This window comes from Megasphaera sp. UBA4233, assembly GCF_002395615.1.
GTDB lineage: Bacteria > Bacillota > Negativicutes > Veillonellales > Megasphaeraceae > Megasphaera > Megasphaera hexanoica.
In genome coordinates this window covers 79,337-98,004 of sequence record NZ_DGXL01000006.1, presented here as the reverse complement: position 1 = coordinate 98,004, position 18,668 = coordinate 79,337, and the positions used below count along the sequence as shown (strand labels likewise).

Annotated in this window: 18 protein-coding genes; 6 read left to right on the top strand and 12 right to left on the bottom strand. The window is 48.8% G+C overall.

The genetic code is table 11. The features are described 5' to 3' along the window. Positions 1-97: 97 nt before the first annotated feature. From B2U90_RS01205 to B2U90_RS01175, 7 genes are all read right to left on the bottom strand, one after another. On the bottom strand, positions 98-1,063 hold the full coding sequence (locus B2U90_RS01205; protein WP_059077069.1) for an ATP-dependent 6-phosphofructokinase: 966 nt from the start codon (positions 1,061-1,063) through the stop codon (positions 98-100). 30 nt (positions 1,064-1,093) lie between these two features. Beyond that, positions 1,094-2,122, bottom strand: a complete 1,029-nt coding sequence (locus B2U90_RS01200; protein ID WP_292016889.1) for a zinc-dependent alcohol dehydrogenase — start codon at positions 2,120-2,122, stop codon at positions 1,094-1,096. Between the two features lie 72 nt (positions 2,123-2,194). Continuing rightward, entirely contained in the window at positions 2,195-2,953 is a 759-nt protein-coding gene (locus tag B2U90_RS01195) for an SDR family NAD(P)-dependent oxidoreductase (protein ID WP_170087004.1), read from the bottom strand. Positions 2,954-3,032: 79 nt separating this feature from the next. Continuing rightward, positions 3,033-4,376, bottom strand: coding sequence for an MFS transporter (locus B2U90_RS01190; protein WP_059077072.1), 1,344 nt, complete (start codon positions 4,374-4,376; stop codon positions 3,033-3,035). Positions 4,377-4,439: 63 nt separating this feature from the next. Continuing rightward, positions 4,440-5,375 (bottom strand): transketolase family protein, encoded by a 936-nt coding sequence (locus B2U90_RS01185; protein WP_292016888.1) that lies wholly within the window; start codon positions 5,373-5,375, stop codon positions 4,440-4,442. Position 5,376: 1 nt separating this feature from the next. Then, positions 5,377-6,207: a transketolase gene (locus B2U90_RS01180; protein WP_113855323.1), complete on the bottom strand. Its 831-nt coding sequence runs from the start codon at positions 6,205-6,207 to the stop codon at positions 5,377-5,379. Between the two features lie 252 nt (positions 6,208-6,459). Then, the gene (locus tag B2U90_RS01175) at positions 6,460-7,188 is read right to left on the bottom strand and encodes a FadR/GntR family transcriptional regulator (RefSeq protein WP_075581843.1); all 729 of its coding nucleotides are present in this window, start codon (positions 7,186-7,188) and stop codon (positions 6,460-6,462) included. Between the two features lie 259 nt (positions 7,189-7,447). Here B2U90_RS01175 and B2U90_RS01170 point away from each other — a divergent pair, with 259 nt between their 5' ends. The 3 genes from B2U90_RS01170 (at position 7,448) to B2U90_RS01160 (ending at position 10,712) form a co-directional block, all read left to right on the top strand. After that, positions 7,448-8,542: a M48 family metallopeptidase gene (locus B2U90_RS01170; RefSeq protein ID WP_075581842.1), complete on the top strand. Its 1,095-nt coding sequence runs from the start codon at positions 7,448-7,450 to the stop codon at positions 8,540-8,542. 148 nt (positions 8,543-8,690) lie between these two features. Continuing rightward, positions 8,691-9,554 carry an NYN domain-containing protein gene (locus tag B2U90_RS01165; RefSeq protein WP_292016887.1) on the top strand — a complete coding sequence of 288 codons (864 nt, stop codon included), beginning with the start codon at positions 8,691-8,693 and terminating at the stop codon, positions 9,552-9,554. A 39-nt stretch (positions 9,555-9,593) separates the two neighbouring features. Beyond that, the gene (locus B2U90_RS01160; protein WP_075581841.1) at positions 9,594-10,712 is read left to right on the top strand and encodes a hypothetical protein; all 1,119 of its coding nucleotides are present in this window, start codon (positions 9,594-9,596) and stop codon (positions 10,710-10,712) included. 88 nt (positions 10,713-10,800) lie between these two features. On the opposite strand, the gene B2U90_RS01155 is transcribed toward B2U90_RS01160, so the two are convergent. The 5 genes from B2U90_RS01155 to B2U90_RS01135 all read right to left on the bottom strand — a co-directional run bounded on the left by B2U90_RS01155 (position 10,801) and on the right by B2U90_RS01135 (position 15,123). Next, positions 10,801-11,613, bottom strand: coding sequence for a CpXC domain-containing protein (locus B2U90_RS01155; protein WP_292016886.1), 813 nt, complete (start codon positions 11,611-11,613; stop codon positions 10,801-10,803). A 15-nt stretch (positions 11,614-11,628) separates the two neighbouring features. Beyond that, on the bottom strand, positions 11,629-12,384 hold the full coding sequence (locus tag B2U90_RS01150; protein ID WP_075581839.1) for a macro domain-containing protein: 756 nt from the start codon (positions 12,382-12,384) through the stop codon (positions 11,629-11,631). Between the two features lie 193 nt (positions 12,385-12,577). Further along, positions 12,578-13,333, bottom strand: a complete 756-nt coding sequence (locus B2U90_RS01145) for a class I SAM-dependent methyltransferase (protein WP_292016885.1) — start codon at positions 13,331-13,333, stop codon at positions 12,578-12,580. A gap of 8 nt (positions 13,334-13,341) precedes the next feature. Continuing rightward, the gene (locus B2U90_RS01140) at positions 13,342-14,289 is read right to left on the bottom strand and encodes a metal-sensing transcriptional repressor (RefSeq protein WP_292016884.1); all 948 of its coding nucleotides are present in this window, start codon (positions 14,287-14,289) and stop codon (positions 13,342-13,344) included. 90 nt (positions 14,290-14,379) lie between these two features. After that, positions 14,380-15,123 (bottom strand): class I SAM-dependent methyltransferase, encoded by a 744-nt coding sequence (locus tag B2U90_RS01135; protein WP_292016883.1) that lies wholly within the window; start codon positions 15,121-15,123, stop codon positions 14,380-14,382. A 234-nt stretch (positions 15,124-15,357) separates the two neighbouring features. On the opposite strand from B2U90_RS01135, the gene B2U90_RS01130 reads away from it, so the two are divergent. The 3 genes from B2U90_RS01130 to B2U90_RS01120 are packed head-to-tail and all read left to right on the top strand — an operon-like array spanning position 15,358 to position 18,668. Continuing rightward, positions 15,358-16,296 (top strand): ABC transporter permease, encoded by a 939-nt coding sequence (locus B2U90_RS01130; RefSeq protein WP_292016882.1) that lies wholly within the window; start codon positions 15,358-15,360, stop codon positions 16,294-16,296. 3 nt (positions 16,297-16,299) lie between these two features. Next, complete coding sequence (locus B2U90_RS01125; RefSeq protein WP_292016881.1) at positions 16,300-17,115, top strand: ABC transporter permease; 816 nt, start codon at positions 16,300-16,302, stop codon at positions 17,113-17,115. Between the two features lie 5 nt (positions 17,116-17,120). Further along, the gene (locus tag B2U90_RS01120) at positions 17,121-18,668 is read left to right on the top strand and encodes an ABC transporter substrate-binding protein (RefSeq protein WP_292016880.1); all 1,548 of its coding nucleotides are present in this window, start codon (positions 17,121-17,123) and stop codon (positions 18,666-18,668) included.

The window sequence follows — 18,668 nt, the reverse complement described above, 5'->3', positions numbered from 1 at the left end:
CCTGTTCTATATCTCTTATTATATGGGAAAGTACAAAAAAAAAGAAGAAGAAACTGCATGGGGAGATACAGTTCCTTCTTCTACAGAAGAGGGGAATTTACGTGCCTAACGCATGTACTAAGTCATATTCGTTTTCATCAATGGTAAACTTATATTTATCTACCTCGGTATAAGGCGTTGCCACAATCTTATCGTGAATAGAGCCAATGACAGCATCTTTTCCACCGGAAAGAAGGTAATCGACGGCCTTCTGGGCAAACAGCCCCGCCATTTTGGCATCTCTTGCCGAAGGGGCACCACCGCGCTGGAGATATCCTAGTACGGTCAGGCTGGGATTCATTTCCGGATGATGCTGTTTCATGTAGGTCAGCACGTCACATCCACTGACGGCACCTTCGGCAACGATGACAATACTGCTCATTTTCCACTGTTTATGGGATTCCACGAGATGGTCGGCCACTTCTTTCAGTGTGACTTTCTTTTCCGGTACCAGAACGATTTCTGCCCCGCAGGCCATGCCCGATTCGAGGGCGATGAACCCGGCGTGACGCCCCATAACTTCTACAATAGCTACCCGGTCATGGGAAGACGCCGTATCGCGGATGCGGTTCACTGCTTCCAGTACGGTATTGACAGCCGTATCATAGCCCAACGTATATTCTGTGCCAGGCATATCATTGTCAATCGTTCCGGGAATCGTTATCGTCGGTATGCCCAATGCACTCAGTTTTTCTGCCCCTTTCATAGATCCATCGCCGCCAATGACGACTAATGCGTCAATGTGGTTCTTCTGCAACCATTCATAGGCCTTTTGCCGGCCTTCTTCTGTCCGGAATTCTTCCGAACGGGCCGTCTTTAATAGTGTACCTCCGCGATGAATGATTCCGCCGACAGAACGGCGTGTCAGGGCAGTGCTGTCTCCATGGATCAATCCGTCATATCCCCGCAATATGCCTTCTACAGTCAGTCCTTTATACATAGCGTAACGGGTAACGCCGCGGATGGCAGCGTTCATCCCCGGTGCATCCCCGCCGCTGGTCAATATTCCGATTTTCTTTATCATAGGCGTCACATCCTTACGCTGTTTCACGATCTAAAATTCCAGAAGTGTCTTTACGACCGGTTCCGGCCGCTTATCCGTAAATTCCAGGGCTTCACCAAACTGGGTAATGGGGAAGCGTTTTGTAATAAACCCTGAGGGCTTCATATTACCTGCCGCAATTTCTGCCAATACAGCTTCATAGTCACTACGGACATACATATTGGACCCGTCCACATGCAGCTCTTTCACCTGGATAAGGTCAAACGAAGCCTTTATATCCTTACCCATGATGGCGATTTCCGAAATCGTGCCGCCCGGACGGGTAATTTCCGCCGCCTGACGGACGCAGGCATCATTACCGAAGGCCAGGAAGGTAATATCGACGCCCTTACCATCGGTCCGTTCCATAATTTCTTTGACGACATCATCGCGCGTGCTGTTAAACGCAGCAACAGCTCCCATGGAGCGGGCTTTTTCCAAATTAAAATCGATGACGTCGATGCCAAAAAGGGTCGCCGGATGAAAACAAGCCGCGCTGAGAACGACACCCAGTCCTATCGTACCACAGCCGATGACGGCCACCTTTGTCGTCTCCTGTATATGATGCGCCCGTACGGCATGCATGCCGACCGCCAGTGGTTCAATGAGCGCCCCTTCGGCAAAGGATACGGCGTCCGGCAACGGTACGATGCATTGCTGGGGCAGAACGACGTACTCACCAAACGATCCGCTCCATCCGGAAGCGCCGAGTATCTTCTTTTCCGGGCACAGATTATACCGCCCGCTCTGGCATAAATAACAATGGCCACAGCCATATTGTGGTTCGGCCGTCACCCTGTCACCGGGCCGGCACGTCGTTACGGCGCTGCCCGTTTCGACGACGCCCCCGGAAAATTCGTGGCCTGATACGACGGGTGGCACCCGCCAGGGATGCTTCCCATGATAAGCATGTACTTCAGAACCGCAGATGCCTGTCGCCCGGACCTGGATTTTGACATCCGTATCCCGTTCCAACTGAGGCTCCGGTGCGTCATTGATAAAGTAGGCTTTCATCGGTTTTTCTATAAATCCTGCTCGCATATCCCGTCCCACCTTTCGTAGAAAAGGGCGGCAGGAAGCCTGCCTGCTTTCTGCCGCTCGTTATATCCACTTTTAGTCCATGTGCTGACCGCCGTTGATATCGATTTCTTCGCCTGTAATGTACGATGCTTCTTTAGAAGCGAGGAATACGACCGTATCAGCGACTTCCTGCGGTTCACCCGGACGGCCCATAGGAATATTGTCGATAACTTTCTGGGCTTCGTCTTTCGGCAGGGATTTCCAGATTTCTGTATTGATCAGGCCCGGCGTTACGCTATTGACGGTGACACCATAGGGAGAAATTTCACGGGCCAGGTTCTTGGAGAAGCCGAGAACTGCCGCTTTAGCTGCCGAATAATGAGCGCCACCGAAGATGCCGCCACCGCGCTTGGCCGATACGGAGGAAAGATTGACGATACGGCCATAACCGGCTTTGACCATCGGTTTCATGCAGGCCTGGGTGCAGAGGAACAAGCCAAACATGTTGACGTTGAAAATGCGTTTCATATCATCCATCGTCATATCGGCTACGGTAACATGCTGGGAAATGCCGGCATTATTGACGAGAACATCAAGACGGCCATAGGTCTTCATGATGTGATCGACCATTGCTTCGCACGATTCTTTGCTCGTAACATCGAGTTTGATGCCTTCGGCTTTGCCGCCTTCATTTTTGATGATATCGACCGTTTCCTGAACGCCGGCCATGTTGATATCTGCAATGATGAGCTGAGCGCCCTGCTTTGCAAATGTGCGGGCCATGACACGACCCATACCTTTAGGAGAACCACTACCTGTAACGATGACTACCTGATCTGTGAAATCTAACATTTGAAAAACCTCCTTGAAATAGCGCGTGTAATCTTACACGGTGTTAATAAAATGTATTGATGTAATAGATTGTGAATATTTATTTATCAGCTGAATCAGCTGCATTTAACTTACTATCGTCGATAGCTTTCCCTGTCTGTTTAACCAGGACCGTGACGACAAAGGCACTGATGACCATGCAGATGGCCAGGAAAAGGACGCCGGCATCAAAGGAACCGGTTACGGTGCTGACGTAACCCATGACATAAGGACCAAAGAATCCGCCCAGGTTGCCGACACTGTTGATGAGGGCAATACCCGCTGCCGCAGCAGAACCGGAAAGATACGCCGGCGGAATGGCCCAGAACGGAGAATAGGCACCATAGGCGCCGCTCAGTGCGACGGCAAAGACGATGAGACTGGCTATGACGTTGGACTGGGCAATGTAGACGCTGGCGACGAGACCGACAGCAGCGACTACCAGACAGCCGGCTACATGATACCGCCGTTCATTGACTTTATCGGAATGACGGCCGACAGCATACATGACAAATGCAGCCAGGAGATACATGAGTCCGATAATCCAGCCGATGGTCGTCGTAGCAATGGTGCTGGAAAGGCCATGAACCAGTGTCGGCAGGAACATGACGATGCCGTAATATCCGCAGATCCAGGCAAAGTATCCCAGGGCGAGGATGAGGACATCCCGTTCTTTCAGAGCCGTAAGGAAGGATACTTTCTTTTTCTTGGCCTTTGCAGCCTGTTCTTCGGCCACAATATTCTTCAGCCATTCCCTTTCATCCGTTTCCAGCCAGTGGGCTTCTTCAATCGAATCGGTCAGGTAATAGAAGCAGGCGACGCCGAGGATGAGCGACGGGATAGCTTCGAGGATAAACAGTGTCTGCCAGCCTTCCAGTCCAAAGAGGTTCAGTTCCAGCAGGTACGTAGAAATAGGCGAGCCGACGGCACTGGCGCTGGGGATAGCGATCATAAATCCGGCGATAGCCTTGGCATGGTTCTTCGTCTGGAACCAGTTGCTCAGATACCAGGCCATGCAGGGAAAGAAGCTGGCTTCGCAGACGCCGAGAGCAAATCGTACGCAATAAAACTGGATGTCGTTCTGTACAAATGCCGTCAGACAGGATACGAGGCCCCAGGAAACCATGATACGGGAAATCCAGCGACGGGCGCCGAATTTGGTCATGAGGGCACTTCCCGGCACTTCCAGGAGGAAGTAGCCGAAGAAGAAGATGCCAGCACCAAAGCCAAAGACGGCACTGGAAAAGCCGAGATCGGCATTCATCTGGAGGGCGGCAAACCCAATATTGACGCGGTCCAGGATGGAAATGGCAAAGCAGAGGAACAAGAATGGAATCAGTCTTCGTGTTACTTTGTGTACAGTACGTTTTTCTATATCCGCAACATTAGCTGCTGCTGTTGTCATAAAACTGCACTCCCTTTCTCCCAATATATGTCCAATAACCATTCAACGTTCAATGTAGGTTGTTTATTGGCAAAAGGATTTGGCCGTTTCTACGATATGGTCGACAGAAACGCCGTTCTTTGCCAGGAGATGTTCGTATGGAGCCGATTCGCCGAAGCGGTCCTGGATACCCATGCGTTTGACCTGACCTTTGCCAAGTTCTGCTGCTACTTCACAGACAGCGCTTCCCAGGCCGTTGATGATATTGTGGTCTTCGACGGTAATAACCTTGCCGATCGTTTCCAGGCAGTCTTTGACAACTTCTGTATCAAGAGGTTTGATGGTGTGCATGTCGATGATGCGTGCGGAGATACCTTCAGCCTGCAGTTTCTTTCCCGCTTCAATAGCCAGGCGGACCGTATCGCCGTTGGCAATGATAGCAATGTCTTTGCCGTCCTGAATCTGATGAGCTTTCCCAAGCTGGAGTTCTACGTTATCATCGTAGAGGACTGCAATGGGATCGCGTGTAAAGCGCAGGTATACCGGACCATACATTTCAGCAGCAGCTTTCGTCAGTTTCTTGGCTGCTACATAGTCAGCTGGCATGCAGACCGTCATGTTAGGCAGCGTCCGGAGAACACCCATATCTTCAATAGACTGATGGCTGGCGCCATCATTAGCCGGAGTAACACCGCCATGGGAGCAGGCAATCTTGACATTCAGATTAGGATAGCAGATTTCCTGGCGGATCATTTCGCACATGCGCAGGGAACCGAATACGGCATAGGTAACGACAAACGGGATTTTGCCGCATGTAGCCAGCCCTGCTGCCAGGCCGGCACCATTCTGTTCAGCAATGCCGACGTTGACGTGCTGTTGGGGCAGAGCCTTGGAAAAGGGCGTCGTCCGGCACGATTTCGCAATATCCACATCAATTACATATATATCTTTGTTATCTTTACCAAGGTTCAGTATTTCTTCACCGAAACCATCGCGGGTTGCTTTTGTCATATCTGCCATTTTATTTCAGGCCTCCTTCGAGTTCTTCCATCGCTTGTTTATATTCCGCATCGTTCGGAGCAACACCGTGCCAGCCGCACTGGTTTTCCATATACGATACGCCCTTGCCCTTTACGGTATGGGCGAAGATGCAATGGGGCTTCTTGTTTTTGCGCATGCGGATCATATCGAGTGTATGGACAATCTGGTGCATATCGTTGCCGTCGATTTCATATACGTCAAAACCAAAGGCTTCAAATTTCTTGCCCAGGTCACCGTTCGGCATAACTTCGTCCGTCGTACCATCGAGCTGCAGATTGTTGTTATCGACGAAAACAATCAGGTTATCCAGTTCGTATTTGTGCGCCGTATTGGCAGCTTCCCAGATTTCCCCTTCCTGGGCTTCGCCGTCACCGACGACTACGAATACACGATAGTCTTTATTATCCCGTTTGCCTGCCAGTGCCATGCCGACGCCACAAGCCAGGCCCTGACCGAGAGAGCCCGTCGAAATATCGATGCCCGGGCATTTCTTCATATCCGGATGGCCCTGCAGGATCGATCCTTCTTTCCGCAGTGTATGGAGTACATCAAGGGGGAAGTATCCCAGTGTTGCCAGAGCCGCGTACTGAATGGGGCATACATGGCCTTTAGACAGGATGAACCGGTCCCGGTCTTCCCATTTCGGATTCTTCGGGTCAATATTCATTTCACCAAAATAGCAGGCAGCTACAAAATCAGCGACGGAAAGTGAACCGCCGGGATGGCCGGACTGTGCTTCATAAATCATGGTTACGGCTTTTTTCCGCAGGTCTTTCGCAACCTCTTTCAATTCCTCTTCTGTTCGTTTCATGCAATGTCACCTCGTAAGATAAATAATAGATAAAAGTGTATTACTCTTTTCATCCTCTGTTGAACATAGGATGTTTAACTTTTGACTGTATTATACTTCCAACGTAGGATGTTGTCAATGACTTTATACAATTACGCGTTTGCTCCTTTTGCATCGATATAACTACTCTGATGAGCCATAAACATAAAGGCGGTCCTGTCTGGGTTATGACACCCTGACAGGACCGCCCGTGCAATAAACATCTATATCGTTTTAATTTCCTTCTTCATCCAGAACGCCATATTCATAGAAATATCCCTGCCGCACGACTTCATCGACAGCCGTCTGTTTTTTATCTTTGATAAATTGGTACATGGAAAGATGAACATCGTACATTTCCTTTATTTTTCCCATCTTGCCCATATTATACACGGTCTGATAGCGGATCTTTTTTGTTAATAACCTGGTCACTTCACTAATTTTTATAAACAAAATATTATGAGTCATATCCACCATGCACTGATGAAACTCATCGTCGGCATCACACATGGCTTTGAAATTCTTGTTCACTGCCGCTTCCCGGATAGCATCCAATGCGCCTTTTAATTTCCGTAAGTCCTCATCATCTGCTTTCTGGGCGGCCTTATAAATAATACCGACATCGATCCATTCCCGCAACTCTTTCAATGACTCCATCGATTCCGTATCACTCAGGATGATGCCATAAAGGAGCGGATCAATCATGGATTCACTGAACCCCTGGCAGACAAAAGTCCCTTCAGGCCGGCGGATTTCCAATACGCCATAGGAAACGAGGATCTTGATGGCCTCCCGCACGGAGTTGCGTGACACGCCAAAGGATTCAGCCAATTCCTGCTCGGTCGGGATTTTATCGCCGGGATGAATGCGGTGATTTACAATCGCCTCCGTAATGCGGTCGATGACCTGTTGGACGACAGATTTGCTCTTTATAGGTTTTAAATACGTTTTTTCTGCTGCCATAATGATTCACATCCTGATTCAAAGTATTATTTAAAAATTTATACCTTAGTCATTATCCTCTGACCATTATTCTCTTCTAAATCTCTTCCTTATTATAATATATCTTTATAATATATTAAATACAAAATTAGCTCATAACGCAATATACTTTGTTGAACATTTGATATTTATTTTTCGTTTGAATCTCATGTCTTACTCCATGCTATTATGGTATAATGGGGCTGCATAGAGTGTACCATGCGAAAGGAGTGGGGGTATCATGTTTATACACAGAACGAAACGGACCTTGCTGGCTGCCGCCGCGGTCCTGGGTCTTAGTTTTTGCACCATGGCAGAAACGTCTCCCGTACAGGCTATTGATATTGGTACCATCGGTACAATTGCCCAGGCTGGCGCTTATTACGCCCAGTTAAATCAGCAGCTTAATTACCTGGATAATGAAGGCCGTGACGACTATATGAAGCAGATAAAAGCCAAGTATGGCGTCAATACTGATTATCAGGCCAACGCCATGACAGAACGGGTCATGACGCGTCTTTCCAATGCCATTGCCAAAACAGATCCATCTATCCTGAAAAAGCCCTACAATTACTTTGTAAATAACGACACGAGTTTCAATGCGTTCTGCACTATCGGACATAATATGAGTGTCAATATCGGTCTCTTTGAACCGCTGAATTACAATGAAAATGAAGTTGCCTTCGTTCTGGCCCATGAAATGGGACATGGACAAAAAAATCATGCCATCAGCGGCGTAAAAAAACGCATGCCCCTCGACCTTCTGGCAGCGATTTATGGTTCCGGCGGAGGAGCCGCCCAGCTGGGTGCGGCTATTCTGGACCAGATAGGCTCTGCCAAACTGGTAACCAAACCGATGGAAAAGGAAGCCGATGCCCTCGGGTTCCAGTATGCCGTAGCGGCCGGGTATAACGTCGGTGGCGGCGCCGCCTTATGGCAGCGGTTCCTCGATAAAGAAAAAGACGTGCAGACCAGCGGCATCATGGAACTGTTCAACGATCATCCTACGACGGTAAGCCGCCGCGACACGTATAGCGCCGATATTACAAAATGGAGCAATAATGTCGTCGCTGTCAATAAGGACACAGGCATGATCACCATCCGCAAAAAGGACTTCTATCAGCCTCAGGATATCCCCAACATGAGTGGAAAAGAACGGGCATATCTGATTGCCGGCAATCTTTCAGCGGTCTACCACAATAACGGCAAACCATCCGTCAGCGATGTCCATGTAGACGGCAATAATATCTTATGCGTCGGCCAGCAGCAGATTATGGATTTATCCCCTGTCAAAAATCCGGAAGAAGTAACCAGTACACTGAAAAAATTATTATAATCCCTGTAACACGGCAACAGGGGCATCCGGTAAGTCGAGTTTTACTTTACCGGATGCCCCTGTTATTTTTTCCATTTCCTATAATCCTCTGCTTTATCTTTATTACGCTACATGATAAAATAATTCTATACAGGAGGAGCATACAGTTATGAACCAGGAAATGAAACTTGCGGTGTTGATCGATGCCGAAAATATTTCGACAAAGTACATTGATGTTATTTTATCTGAAGCCAATAATCTTGGCGATGTCATTTATAAACGGATTTACGGCAACTGGACTACACCACAGATGGCGTCATGGCGGACGACGATTCTCAACAATGCCATACAGCCCATTCAGCAATACAGTAATACGACGGGAAAAAATTCGACTGACTCAGCATTAATCATCGACACGATGGACCTGTTATACCAAAGCAATCTCGACGGTTTCTGCATCGTTTCTTCAGACAGCGATTTCACCCGTCTGGCATCCCGGCTCCGGGAATCACAGAAATACGTCCTCGGCATGGGAGAAAGTAAGACGCCCCGATCTTTTATCTCGGCATGCAATAAGTTTCTCTATCTCGATGTCCTGCTGGAAGAAGCAGAAAATGAAGCCGATACAGAAACAACGGATGCGGCCAAACCGGCAATCATCGATGATACACCGCCTGTCATCTCTCCCGCCACAGAAGAACCGGTCAAATCAGAAAAAACTTCGGGCAAAAATTTCCGCACAATCCGGCAGGCGCTGGTAAAAATCACGGAAGAAAATTCCGACGATAACGGCTGGATTTTCTCCGGTACGCTGGGCAATCTGCTCAACAAACAATTTTCCGACTTCGATGTCCGCAATTTCGGATTCAAGAAATTTGTCCCCTTCATCGAATCTCTGGATATGTTCGAAGTCAATACGATTACCGATGATAAAAATAAAACGGTCAAGCACAATTATTTCAAATTAAAACCGGTTCACCGTCATCATTACGCCCATTCATCCCGGTCCAGAAAGCGGCAGAGTAAAGTCTGATAGCCGCATACCAGATGTTCTTATAGAAAGGATGGTATTATGGAGGAGGACATCAAGACACAACAAATTTTACAATCCATCATGCGCCGTAAAAATAACTCGGCCATTGCCATCGCTTTCGACAAAGCCAGCAGCGACGATACCAGCATCTGCCGTATCGCTATCGCCTGGATCAGTGAATCCAAAGCTCACAGCATGACCTATCTGGTAAAGCCACCGGTAGATGACTTTTCATGTTCGCGCAAAGTGACGGCTTCTATGGTAGCACATAGTGCAGATTTTGCCACCGTATGGGACCGGCAAATCCTGCCCCTCCTGAAAGGAGATGTCCTGGCCTTGTATGATGCTTCACGCACTCTGCGTACACTGAAAGCCAGTTATGAAACATCGGGCCGGACATTTATGCTGCCTGAATTATACATACGCGATCTCCGTTTCCTCGCCATTACCTATATGCCCAATCTGGGAAACGATTCATTTATTTCTATTATCCACCGCCTGCGTCTCAGTGCCGATCTGGATGATGCTGCCAGCCGGGCCCGGGCCTGTACGAGCGCCCTCGACCGGTTGCAGATGATTTATCCGGCCAGTGGATACGGTGTCCCTCTTTCTATGGTACTGGCCGGGGCCCTGAATCTCCCTGCCGATACACTGCAGGAAGAAGAAAGTATGGAAGATGAGGAAGAAGAAGAACCACAGCCCCTTTCAGAGCGGCTGACACACGCTACCCGTTTCAGTCTCATTCCTCTTCTGATTATCTGTCTCTGCCTGTTTGGGTACTACATGTACCGCCAGCGCCAGAATGCACCGGCTCACGTCGATTTCTCATCGTATTCATCGACGGAAGTTCCTAAATCACAAAAAAAGGAATTTCCCAATTTTGAATCCGGAAAAACGTACATGATGACACGCGGCACTTATGTCGTCATAAACGAAAAGGACATTGATCTGTTTATTACAGCTGCTAAAAACCACGATACGGATAAAATCCGCACGATGCTGCGGAACAATCAGGTACTGGTTTTCCAATCGGCCGTTCCCATCGAAGTGACAGGCAATCCCCATGGAAACGGATTCGTTCCCATCACGATTAAAGAAGGAGATCATGCCGGGCAGAGCGGATATGCCGCTTACAGTATGATTACAAAAGCCAAATAATAATGTACGGAAAAATCAAGAGGCAGCAGCAAAATGACTTCCCACAGTTCATTTTGCTGCTGCCTCTGTCTTGTATTCGGAATAAATGTTACTGCCCTTTTAATTCTGTCTGAAAAATTTCGCGCCCTATCGTCCGTATCCAGAATCCGACGAGCTGACTGTACGTCTCCATCCCGGGCTTTTTGGCTGCTTCTATGATATATTTCATAAAATGTTCAGCCCAGGAATATCCATACCGTTCAAATACACCCTTCCCGGCTTGTGGTGAAAGTTTCTGCAGAACCGGCAGGAATACATCGTGAGTCACTTCCAGCATCTTCGTATTCACGGGATATACATAGCCGTTTCCCTTCTGGTCTGCTTCCATGAATACAAGGGCCAGCTGATCTGGCTGATACGAATCGTCAGCGTAATCGAAGTGGTACATTTCCAGAGGCAGTTTTTCTTTCTGCTCCGGTTTCAGCAACTGATATGCCCCATATTTAATCAGCTCGTACAGCCGGTCGTCAAAGGAACTTTCCATTTCTATAATCTTTTCCCGCCATTCTCCCCAGGTAAGAGCTACCCGGCAGTCATATCCGGAAAAATCATTCTGTCCCAGGAAATCTTCAACTTCTCCACTGGTAACGGTCATTTTTAAATCGGGAATATGCCATACCATGAAATGCTTCTTTTTATCAAAGTACAGACATTTTTCTTCTACATGGACTGCACTCTGGCAGTGTGGACAGGTGTAGAAGAAGAGTGACTGGTCATGCAGCACGCGCTGGCGCATTGCCAGGTCATCGGTGCCATTGATACAGTCCCACGTATGAAATACGCCCTTTCCGTGACATGCCGGACAGGTCAGGGACAAATCGATTTCATGACTGCCACCGTTGCCAATAATAATAGTATCCATCTTTCATATCTCCTTTTAGTTGGCCTGTGCCTTCGTCCCGGCCAGATGATAAATGTCCATCACCTGCCGCGCCGTACTTTCCAGATTCATAATGCTCCGCGGTACCGGCAGGGCTGCAAACGGATGCAGAGTATGCCGCAGGGACAGAAGCATATCAGCCTGGGCCATCGGTTCCTGGCCATCACTCGTCTGGCGAAGCACAGTCAATGCCGTCAACGCCTTTTCCAATACGGTGTGTATATCCTCTTTTGCCGCATCATTGATCTGCTGCAGCCAGTAAAAAATGACCGCCTTAGTATAGGCGTCCTGTTCTTCTTGTGTTTCACAGACGAAGTCAATACGCGAAAACCCAAATCCTTCTTCCAGAAGTACAGGGATGGCAACGTCCGCAGCCCGGTTCAGAGGAATCCGTTTATCTCCCGTTCCCAGAGACGAAAATGCCAGATGATGCACTTCCTTTTCTCTCGCCAGAGACAGACTGGCCCGGTAACAAGACAGCAGCTGCGACTCTTCGTGATGGCTTCCTCCGCGCCAGAACGGAGCCACCGTATGAATCACATAGCGGGCCGGCAATTTATACCCAAAGGTAAGTACCGCTTTCCCTTCCGGGCAGCCGCCGAGACTGCTGCAGGCAGCACGCAAGGAAATGCCTCCTGCCTGATAAATGCGGTTATCCAGGCCGCCAGTACTCATCAGGCTTTCACTGGCTGAATTGACAATCGCCTCTGCCGGCCAGGTCGTTATATCTCCACAGATAATGCGCAATTGCATAGTATCACATCCTTTAGTAAGAGGAATCTCTTTACCGTATTATAACATATAATCCCCCTTTCTGTATCCCGTACGGCTGAAGGAAAAAGAAAACGGGCTGTCCTAAAAACAGTCCCGTTTCGTGTATAAAATCATCCTTATTGCCGGTCCGCCAGCACCTATCCGCCACAGACAAGATTTTATCCGTATCCTATTATTTTTTATCTGCCGTCACCATAAAAAGCGGAATAGAATGGAACAACAGCCGGTACTTTTCATCATAGACCTGCTCGTTCAACCGTGGCGTAATCTGTACGTTGGTAAATCCAAACCGGGACAGATGGTCCCGGTCCCAGCGCGGCCGGTCAACGTGATTAAAAAACAGAGTCTGTTGAAACGTCTGATCGGTAAGATCATCACCACAATACGTATCGACAGGCACGCCATATAACCGGCGGTATTCTTTCTCATCGCGTTCCCTTGCCGCCCGTTCTGCTTCGTCTTTTACATAATACCAGTTGGCATCCAGATACAAGAGACGGCCCCCTGGCTTTAACAGCCGGAACCACTCGCAAAAGGCTTTTTCCGGGTCATACAGAATCCAGGTGACATTCCGGCAGACTATGTAATCGAAAGACTGGCCGGGAAAAGAGGTGGCATGAATATCTTCCTGCCGGAATGTGGCATCTATTCCAGCTTTCCGGGCATTACGCGACGCCGTTTCTATCATGGCTGCCGAACAATCTATACCTGTAGCCTTCCAGCCAACTTTTGCCATGAGGATGGCAAAAAATCCCGGTCCCGTACCTATATCGAGTAATTCGCCCGATTGGGCAGGCCGATGTGCCATAAGCAGCTGACGCCAGCATTCTTCCTGTGTCTGCCGTTCTTCTTCTATTATCTTGTCGTACCCGGCGGCACAATAATCCCAGCGCTGGCCCACAGCCCGGGCCTTATCCTGCATCTCCATACTATCTCCTATTTAATGAATGTCGTAATGGCTTTTTTCAAATTGTCTACAGCTTCCATATCATTATCTTTTACCGCATCGACAATGCAATGGTCAATATGATCGCGGAGAATCACTTTTCCCACACTTACCAGGGCAGAATCGACCGCAGAAATCTGAATCAGAATATCACTGCAATCCCGTCCTTCTTCTACCATGCGCTTAATCGCTTCCAGATGGCCGCTGATCCGGGCCAGCCGGTTCATGACAGCCTTTGTCTGCGTATGACTGTGTACGTGACTGTGCCCGGAAGTATCTGTTTCCTGACGGGAAGTTTCTTCCTGAAAATGCGGTTCCGGATACTGTTCATAGGGGATATACTGCTTCTTTTCTGCCCTGATGAAATAGAACGATTCCGTATCCATGGCAACCGTCACCGTAAGACCTGCCGTAATCAGCATGGTCGCCATGATATCCACCGGCGGAAGCACACAGGACGGTGGATTCTCTCCCTGATCATGCATGGCGTTGACCCGGCTGCGGGGCATGTCATGCATAATGATGAGAGAACCGTCCTGTTTAAGAGCGGCTGTCATTTTTTTGATAAACACTTCTTTATACTGCGCAATATGCGGATAAAAATTCAGGCAAACAATCGCATCGTATGCCTTCTGTGGCAGCTTATATTTCAGGATATTCTTTTCCGTATACGTAACGCCTGGAAAGGATGCAAATTTCTGCCGGGCCTGTTCCAGCATACGATGGGAATAATCCAGTTCTTCGATCCGTCCCGTATCGGTAACAGCCTGATGCAGATAGGGAAGCAGAATTCCTGTACCACTGCCGACGTCCAGTACGGTATCACCTGCTGAAATTCCTGCCATTTTTATCAGGAAGGACAGAACCTCCGGATTTTCCTTGCGGTCCTGATCCCATGTTCCGGCATAATTTTCAAAAAACACATGCTCTTTATCCATTGCCTTCACCACTATCTGAAAGAATTGTCACACGTTGTCATGTCTTATGATACGTTCACCGTCGCCGTGTGTCAATGGAAACAGATCATGTCAATGGGCACAGCGGGCCAATCCTTTTTTGTGTGCTGAAAGGCAGAATAAGGGAGCCGAATCATATTGCATACACGATGAAATATGAACAACCGGACGGATATCTTTTACGCACTGACAATCGGTAAATCCGATATCCTGCAGCCGGTACATATCCCATGCCGGACGACATTCCCTGCTGATAGATAAGGCATCTTTCAGGGATTCGCACTCCCGGATAAGGTCCGAATCGACAGTATGATGAATATTCTTTTCTTCTGATGCAGCCGAGGTAAACTGAACAGGACCATAATCGGAATCAAAATTCAAAAGCAATCCTCCATCGCGCAGTACGCGGTGCCAGTCCTGGTACGCCTTCACTGCATTTGGCAGGTTCCACGTCAGATTACGAGACAATACTACGTCAAACGAAGCCGGCGCAAAAGGCAGTGCCTGGGCGTCGCCGGTCTGAAAATCGACGGATACGTGATATTCCGCTGCATTCCGGCAGGCTTCCTGTATCATGCCCGTCGAAGAATCAATAGCTGTAACATCATGACCCAGACGCGCCATAAGAATAGCCAGGAACCCCGGTCCGGTGCCGATGTCCAGTATGCGCAAGCTGCGGCCCTTGGGCAGATACCTTTCAATATAAGACTGCCAGGCAGCTGCATCATGGCTCGCCAGTTCTTTCTTCCGTACGGCACTGAAATCCTGACTGCGACGGTTCCAATAGCTTTGAATTTGTTTACTGATTTCTCCCATCTGTAGTTCACCCCTCATCATATATAGCATACCCGTATATTTACTTAAAAGTATATAAGTAAAAAATCCCTTTGCCTATCCCCTCCGGGGGCATGGCAGGGTACAGAATATCTAAATCCATCATAAAAGAATTTCATTATCCACATCCCCCTACGGGGCTTACCATTTTTCTTGAAAACACATTATAATTAAAATGTTCTTACCGATGAAATCTCATGGGAAAGAGGTATTTTTATGAAACGGTATATATTACAACGGTTGCTGCATCTTATTCCTATCCTGATAGGCATTACGTTTATGTCATTCGCCCTGATGCACACCGTTACGACCGATACAGTCGATATCCTGTATGACCAGAATGGAGGAGCCAATGAAGCAGCTGCAGCTGCCCGCCGTGCCACGCTGGGTCTGGATAAGGATTTCTTTACCCAGTATGCCGCATGGGTCGTCAACATACTCCATGGCGATATGGGAAATTCCTTTGTTTCCGGAACGCCCGTCTTTACAACTATCATGGACAAACTGCCTGCTACCATCGAATTGATGGTCATGGCATTGGGACTGACCTTGCTCATCTCCCTTCCTCTGGGTATTCTCGCGGCAATCCGCAAGGGCAGCATCTGGGATCAGCTGGTCCGCCTGCTGTCGTTTACGGGCAATTCTCTGCCTGATTTCTTTATTGCCATCATTTTATTGTACCTGTTCGCAGTGAAATGGCATGTTTTTTCTTTCCTGGGTACCAGTTCATCCATGCTCCCTGTCCTGCCGGCCCTTACCCTTTCTATCGCCATGACCGCCAAATATATGCGTCAGATACGGGCGGTATTCCTTGATGAGCTGAGCAAGGAATACGTGCAGGCCGCCTTGTCCCGGGGATTGTCTTACCGGTTTGTCATTACCCGCTATGTACTGCGCTCCGTACTGGCTCCACTACTGGCACTGCTTGCCGTATCTGCCGGTTCGCTCCTCGGCGGGGCCGCTATCATCGAATCCATCTTTCTCTGGGACGGCATCGGAAAACTGGCCGTAGATGCCATTATGATGCGCGACTATCCCATCATCCAGGCCTATGTCATCTGGATGTCTATTATTTACGTCGGAGTCAATCTTCTTTCCGATATCGTCTGCGGTTTTCTCGACCCGCGCATTACTGTCCGGGAAAAGGAGGACTGACTCATGCACATGACAAAGCGGAAACGGTTTTATTTCTTTCTCTCCCTGATTCTGCTGGGACTCATTATTTCTCTTTTGTCAGACCACATCATGCCCTTCGGCCCGTACGATCAGGATCTGACCATGGCACTCAAACCACCTGATGCCACACACTGGCTGGGAACGGACCGCTATGGCCGTGACATGCTGTCCCGTACCCTGTCCGGTGCCAAAACAACGGTCTTTACTGCATTGGCAGTCGCTCTTGCCGCCTCGTCCCTGGGTTCCTTCATCGGACTGATCTGCGGCTATCACAAGGGAAAAGCAACGACTGTTTTACTCCGCCTGACAGACGTATTCCTTGCATTTCCCTCCATGGTCTTTGCCATTGCCGTTGCCGGTATCCTGGGTGGCGGTACCTTTAACGCAGCCTTTGCTATTGCGGCCGTTGCCTGGCCTAAATACACCCGCCTCGTACGCAATCAGGTACTGCCTCTGCGCCACGAATATTACATCGAGGCAGCCCGTATGAGCGGTTTCTCTTCCCTGCAGATCCTGATTGTACAGATCCTGCCAGAAATCATCGGCCCGGTGCTGATAACAGCCGCCCTTGATATCGGCACCATCATTACAGAAATCGCCGGTCTGTCCTTCCTGGGGCTCGGTACTGCCCCGCCGGCTGCCGAATGGGGATCTATGATGAGCGGAGCACGCAACCTGCTGCAGACCGCACCCTGGACTGTTTTCGTTCCTGGTGCTGCTATATTCATTACTGTGGCCACATTCCAGCTTTTTGCCGATAGTCTGCGGGATCTGGCCGATTCTAAAACGACGAGGTGACATGTATGAACAACAAATTCAAATGTCTGCTTGCAGCTATGCTGGGAGCAGCTCTGCTCGTATCCGGCTGCGGCTCAGATACAGGCAAAACAGCCAAGGAGGAAGGGAAAGTATTCCATTATGGGACCATGGCCTACGGGCCGGCAATGCAGAATGCCAGTACCGATCCTCATGACACCTACTGTGGCTGGAGTACCGTCCGCTATGGTGTAGGAGAAACGCTGTTTAAATTCGACAATGACATGAACGTCCAGCCCTGGCTGGCCGAATCGTACGAACAGGTCGATGATAATACGCTGAAAATCAAGCTCCGTGATGATATTACTTTCTCCAATGGAAAGAAAGTAACCGGGGAAGCCGTCAAAGCCTGTCTGGAAGATCTCATCAAGCGCAATGACCGGGCCCCTCATGACCTGAAAATCGACAATATTACGGCCGACGGTCAGACAGTTACCATCCATTCATCAGAAAAAGTGCCGGCCCTGATCAATTATCTGGCAGATCCGTATGGTGCCATTATCGATATGGAAGCCGGCATCAAGGATAAAATTGCCGTCGGTACCGGCCCGTATGTAGCCGTCAAAGTAGACGACCAGGGAATCGAACTCAAAAAAAATGAACATTACTGGGGCCAGACCAAACCAAAAATGGACAAAATCGTCGTCCGCAGCATAACCGATGGTGACTCTTTATCCATGGCAATGCAGAGCGGGGAACTCGACGCAGTCCAGGGACTTCCTTATGCCAGCCTGCCTAATTTCCAGGATACCAGTAAATACAAAATCAGTTCGACCGCTACGTCCCGTGTATACCAGGCTGCCATGAATTTCAAGACACCGGCACTCCAGGATAACCGCGTACGCAAAGCCATTACGATGGCTCTGGACAAAGATAAATTCGTAAACGTATTATTGAATGGCAACGGCGTTGTCGCAACGGGTGCATTCCCTGACACAACACCTTATGGCAAAGGCCTGAATGGTCCCAAATACAATCCGGAACAGGCAAAAGCATTGCTGAAAGAAGCCGGTTATACAGAAACAAACAGCGCCGGCTATGTCACCAAGGACGGTCAGCCACTGACATTGCGCTGGCTGACCTACACATCACGCCAGGAACTGCCCCTTCTCGCTGAATATGCCCAGTCGGCCCTGAAAGATATCGGCATCAAACTCGATGTCAACGCTACCGATAACTATAAGGACTTCCTGAAACGCGGCGAATATGACATTTATGCCCAGGCAATCGTAACGGCTCCGACCGGGGATCCCGAATACTACCTCATGAGTAAAATCTATTCAAACCAGCCGTATAATAACGGCTACTACAGCAATCCCCAGGTAGATGCCATGATTGATGAATTGCACAATACATTTGACCGCAATCAGAGAAATGACCTGGCCATCCGCATCCAGCAGCAGATTCTCGATGATGATGCCGTACTGTACGCATCATTCCTCAAGATGAGCTTCGTCATGAAAAAGAACGTAACCGGTTTCGCAGCTCACCCATCCGATTATTATGAAATTACACCGGAACTGGATATGCAATAA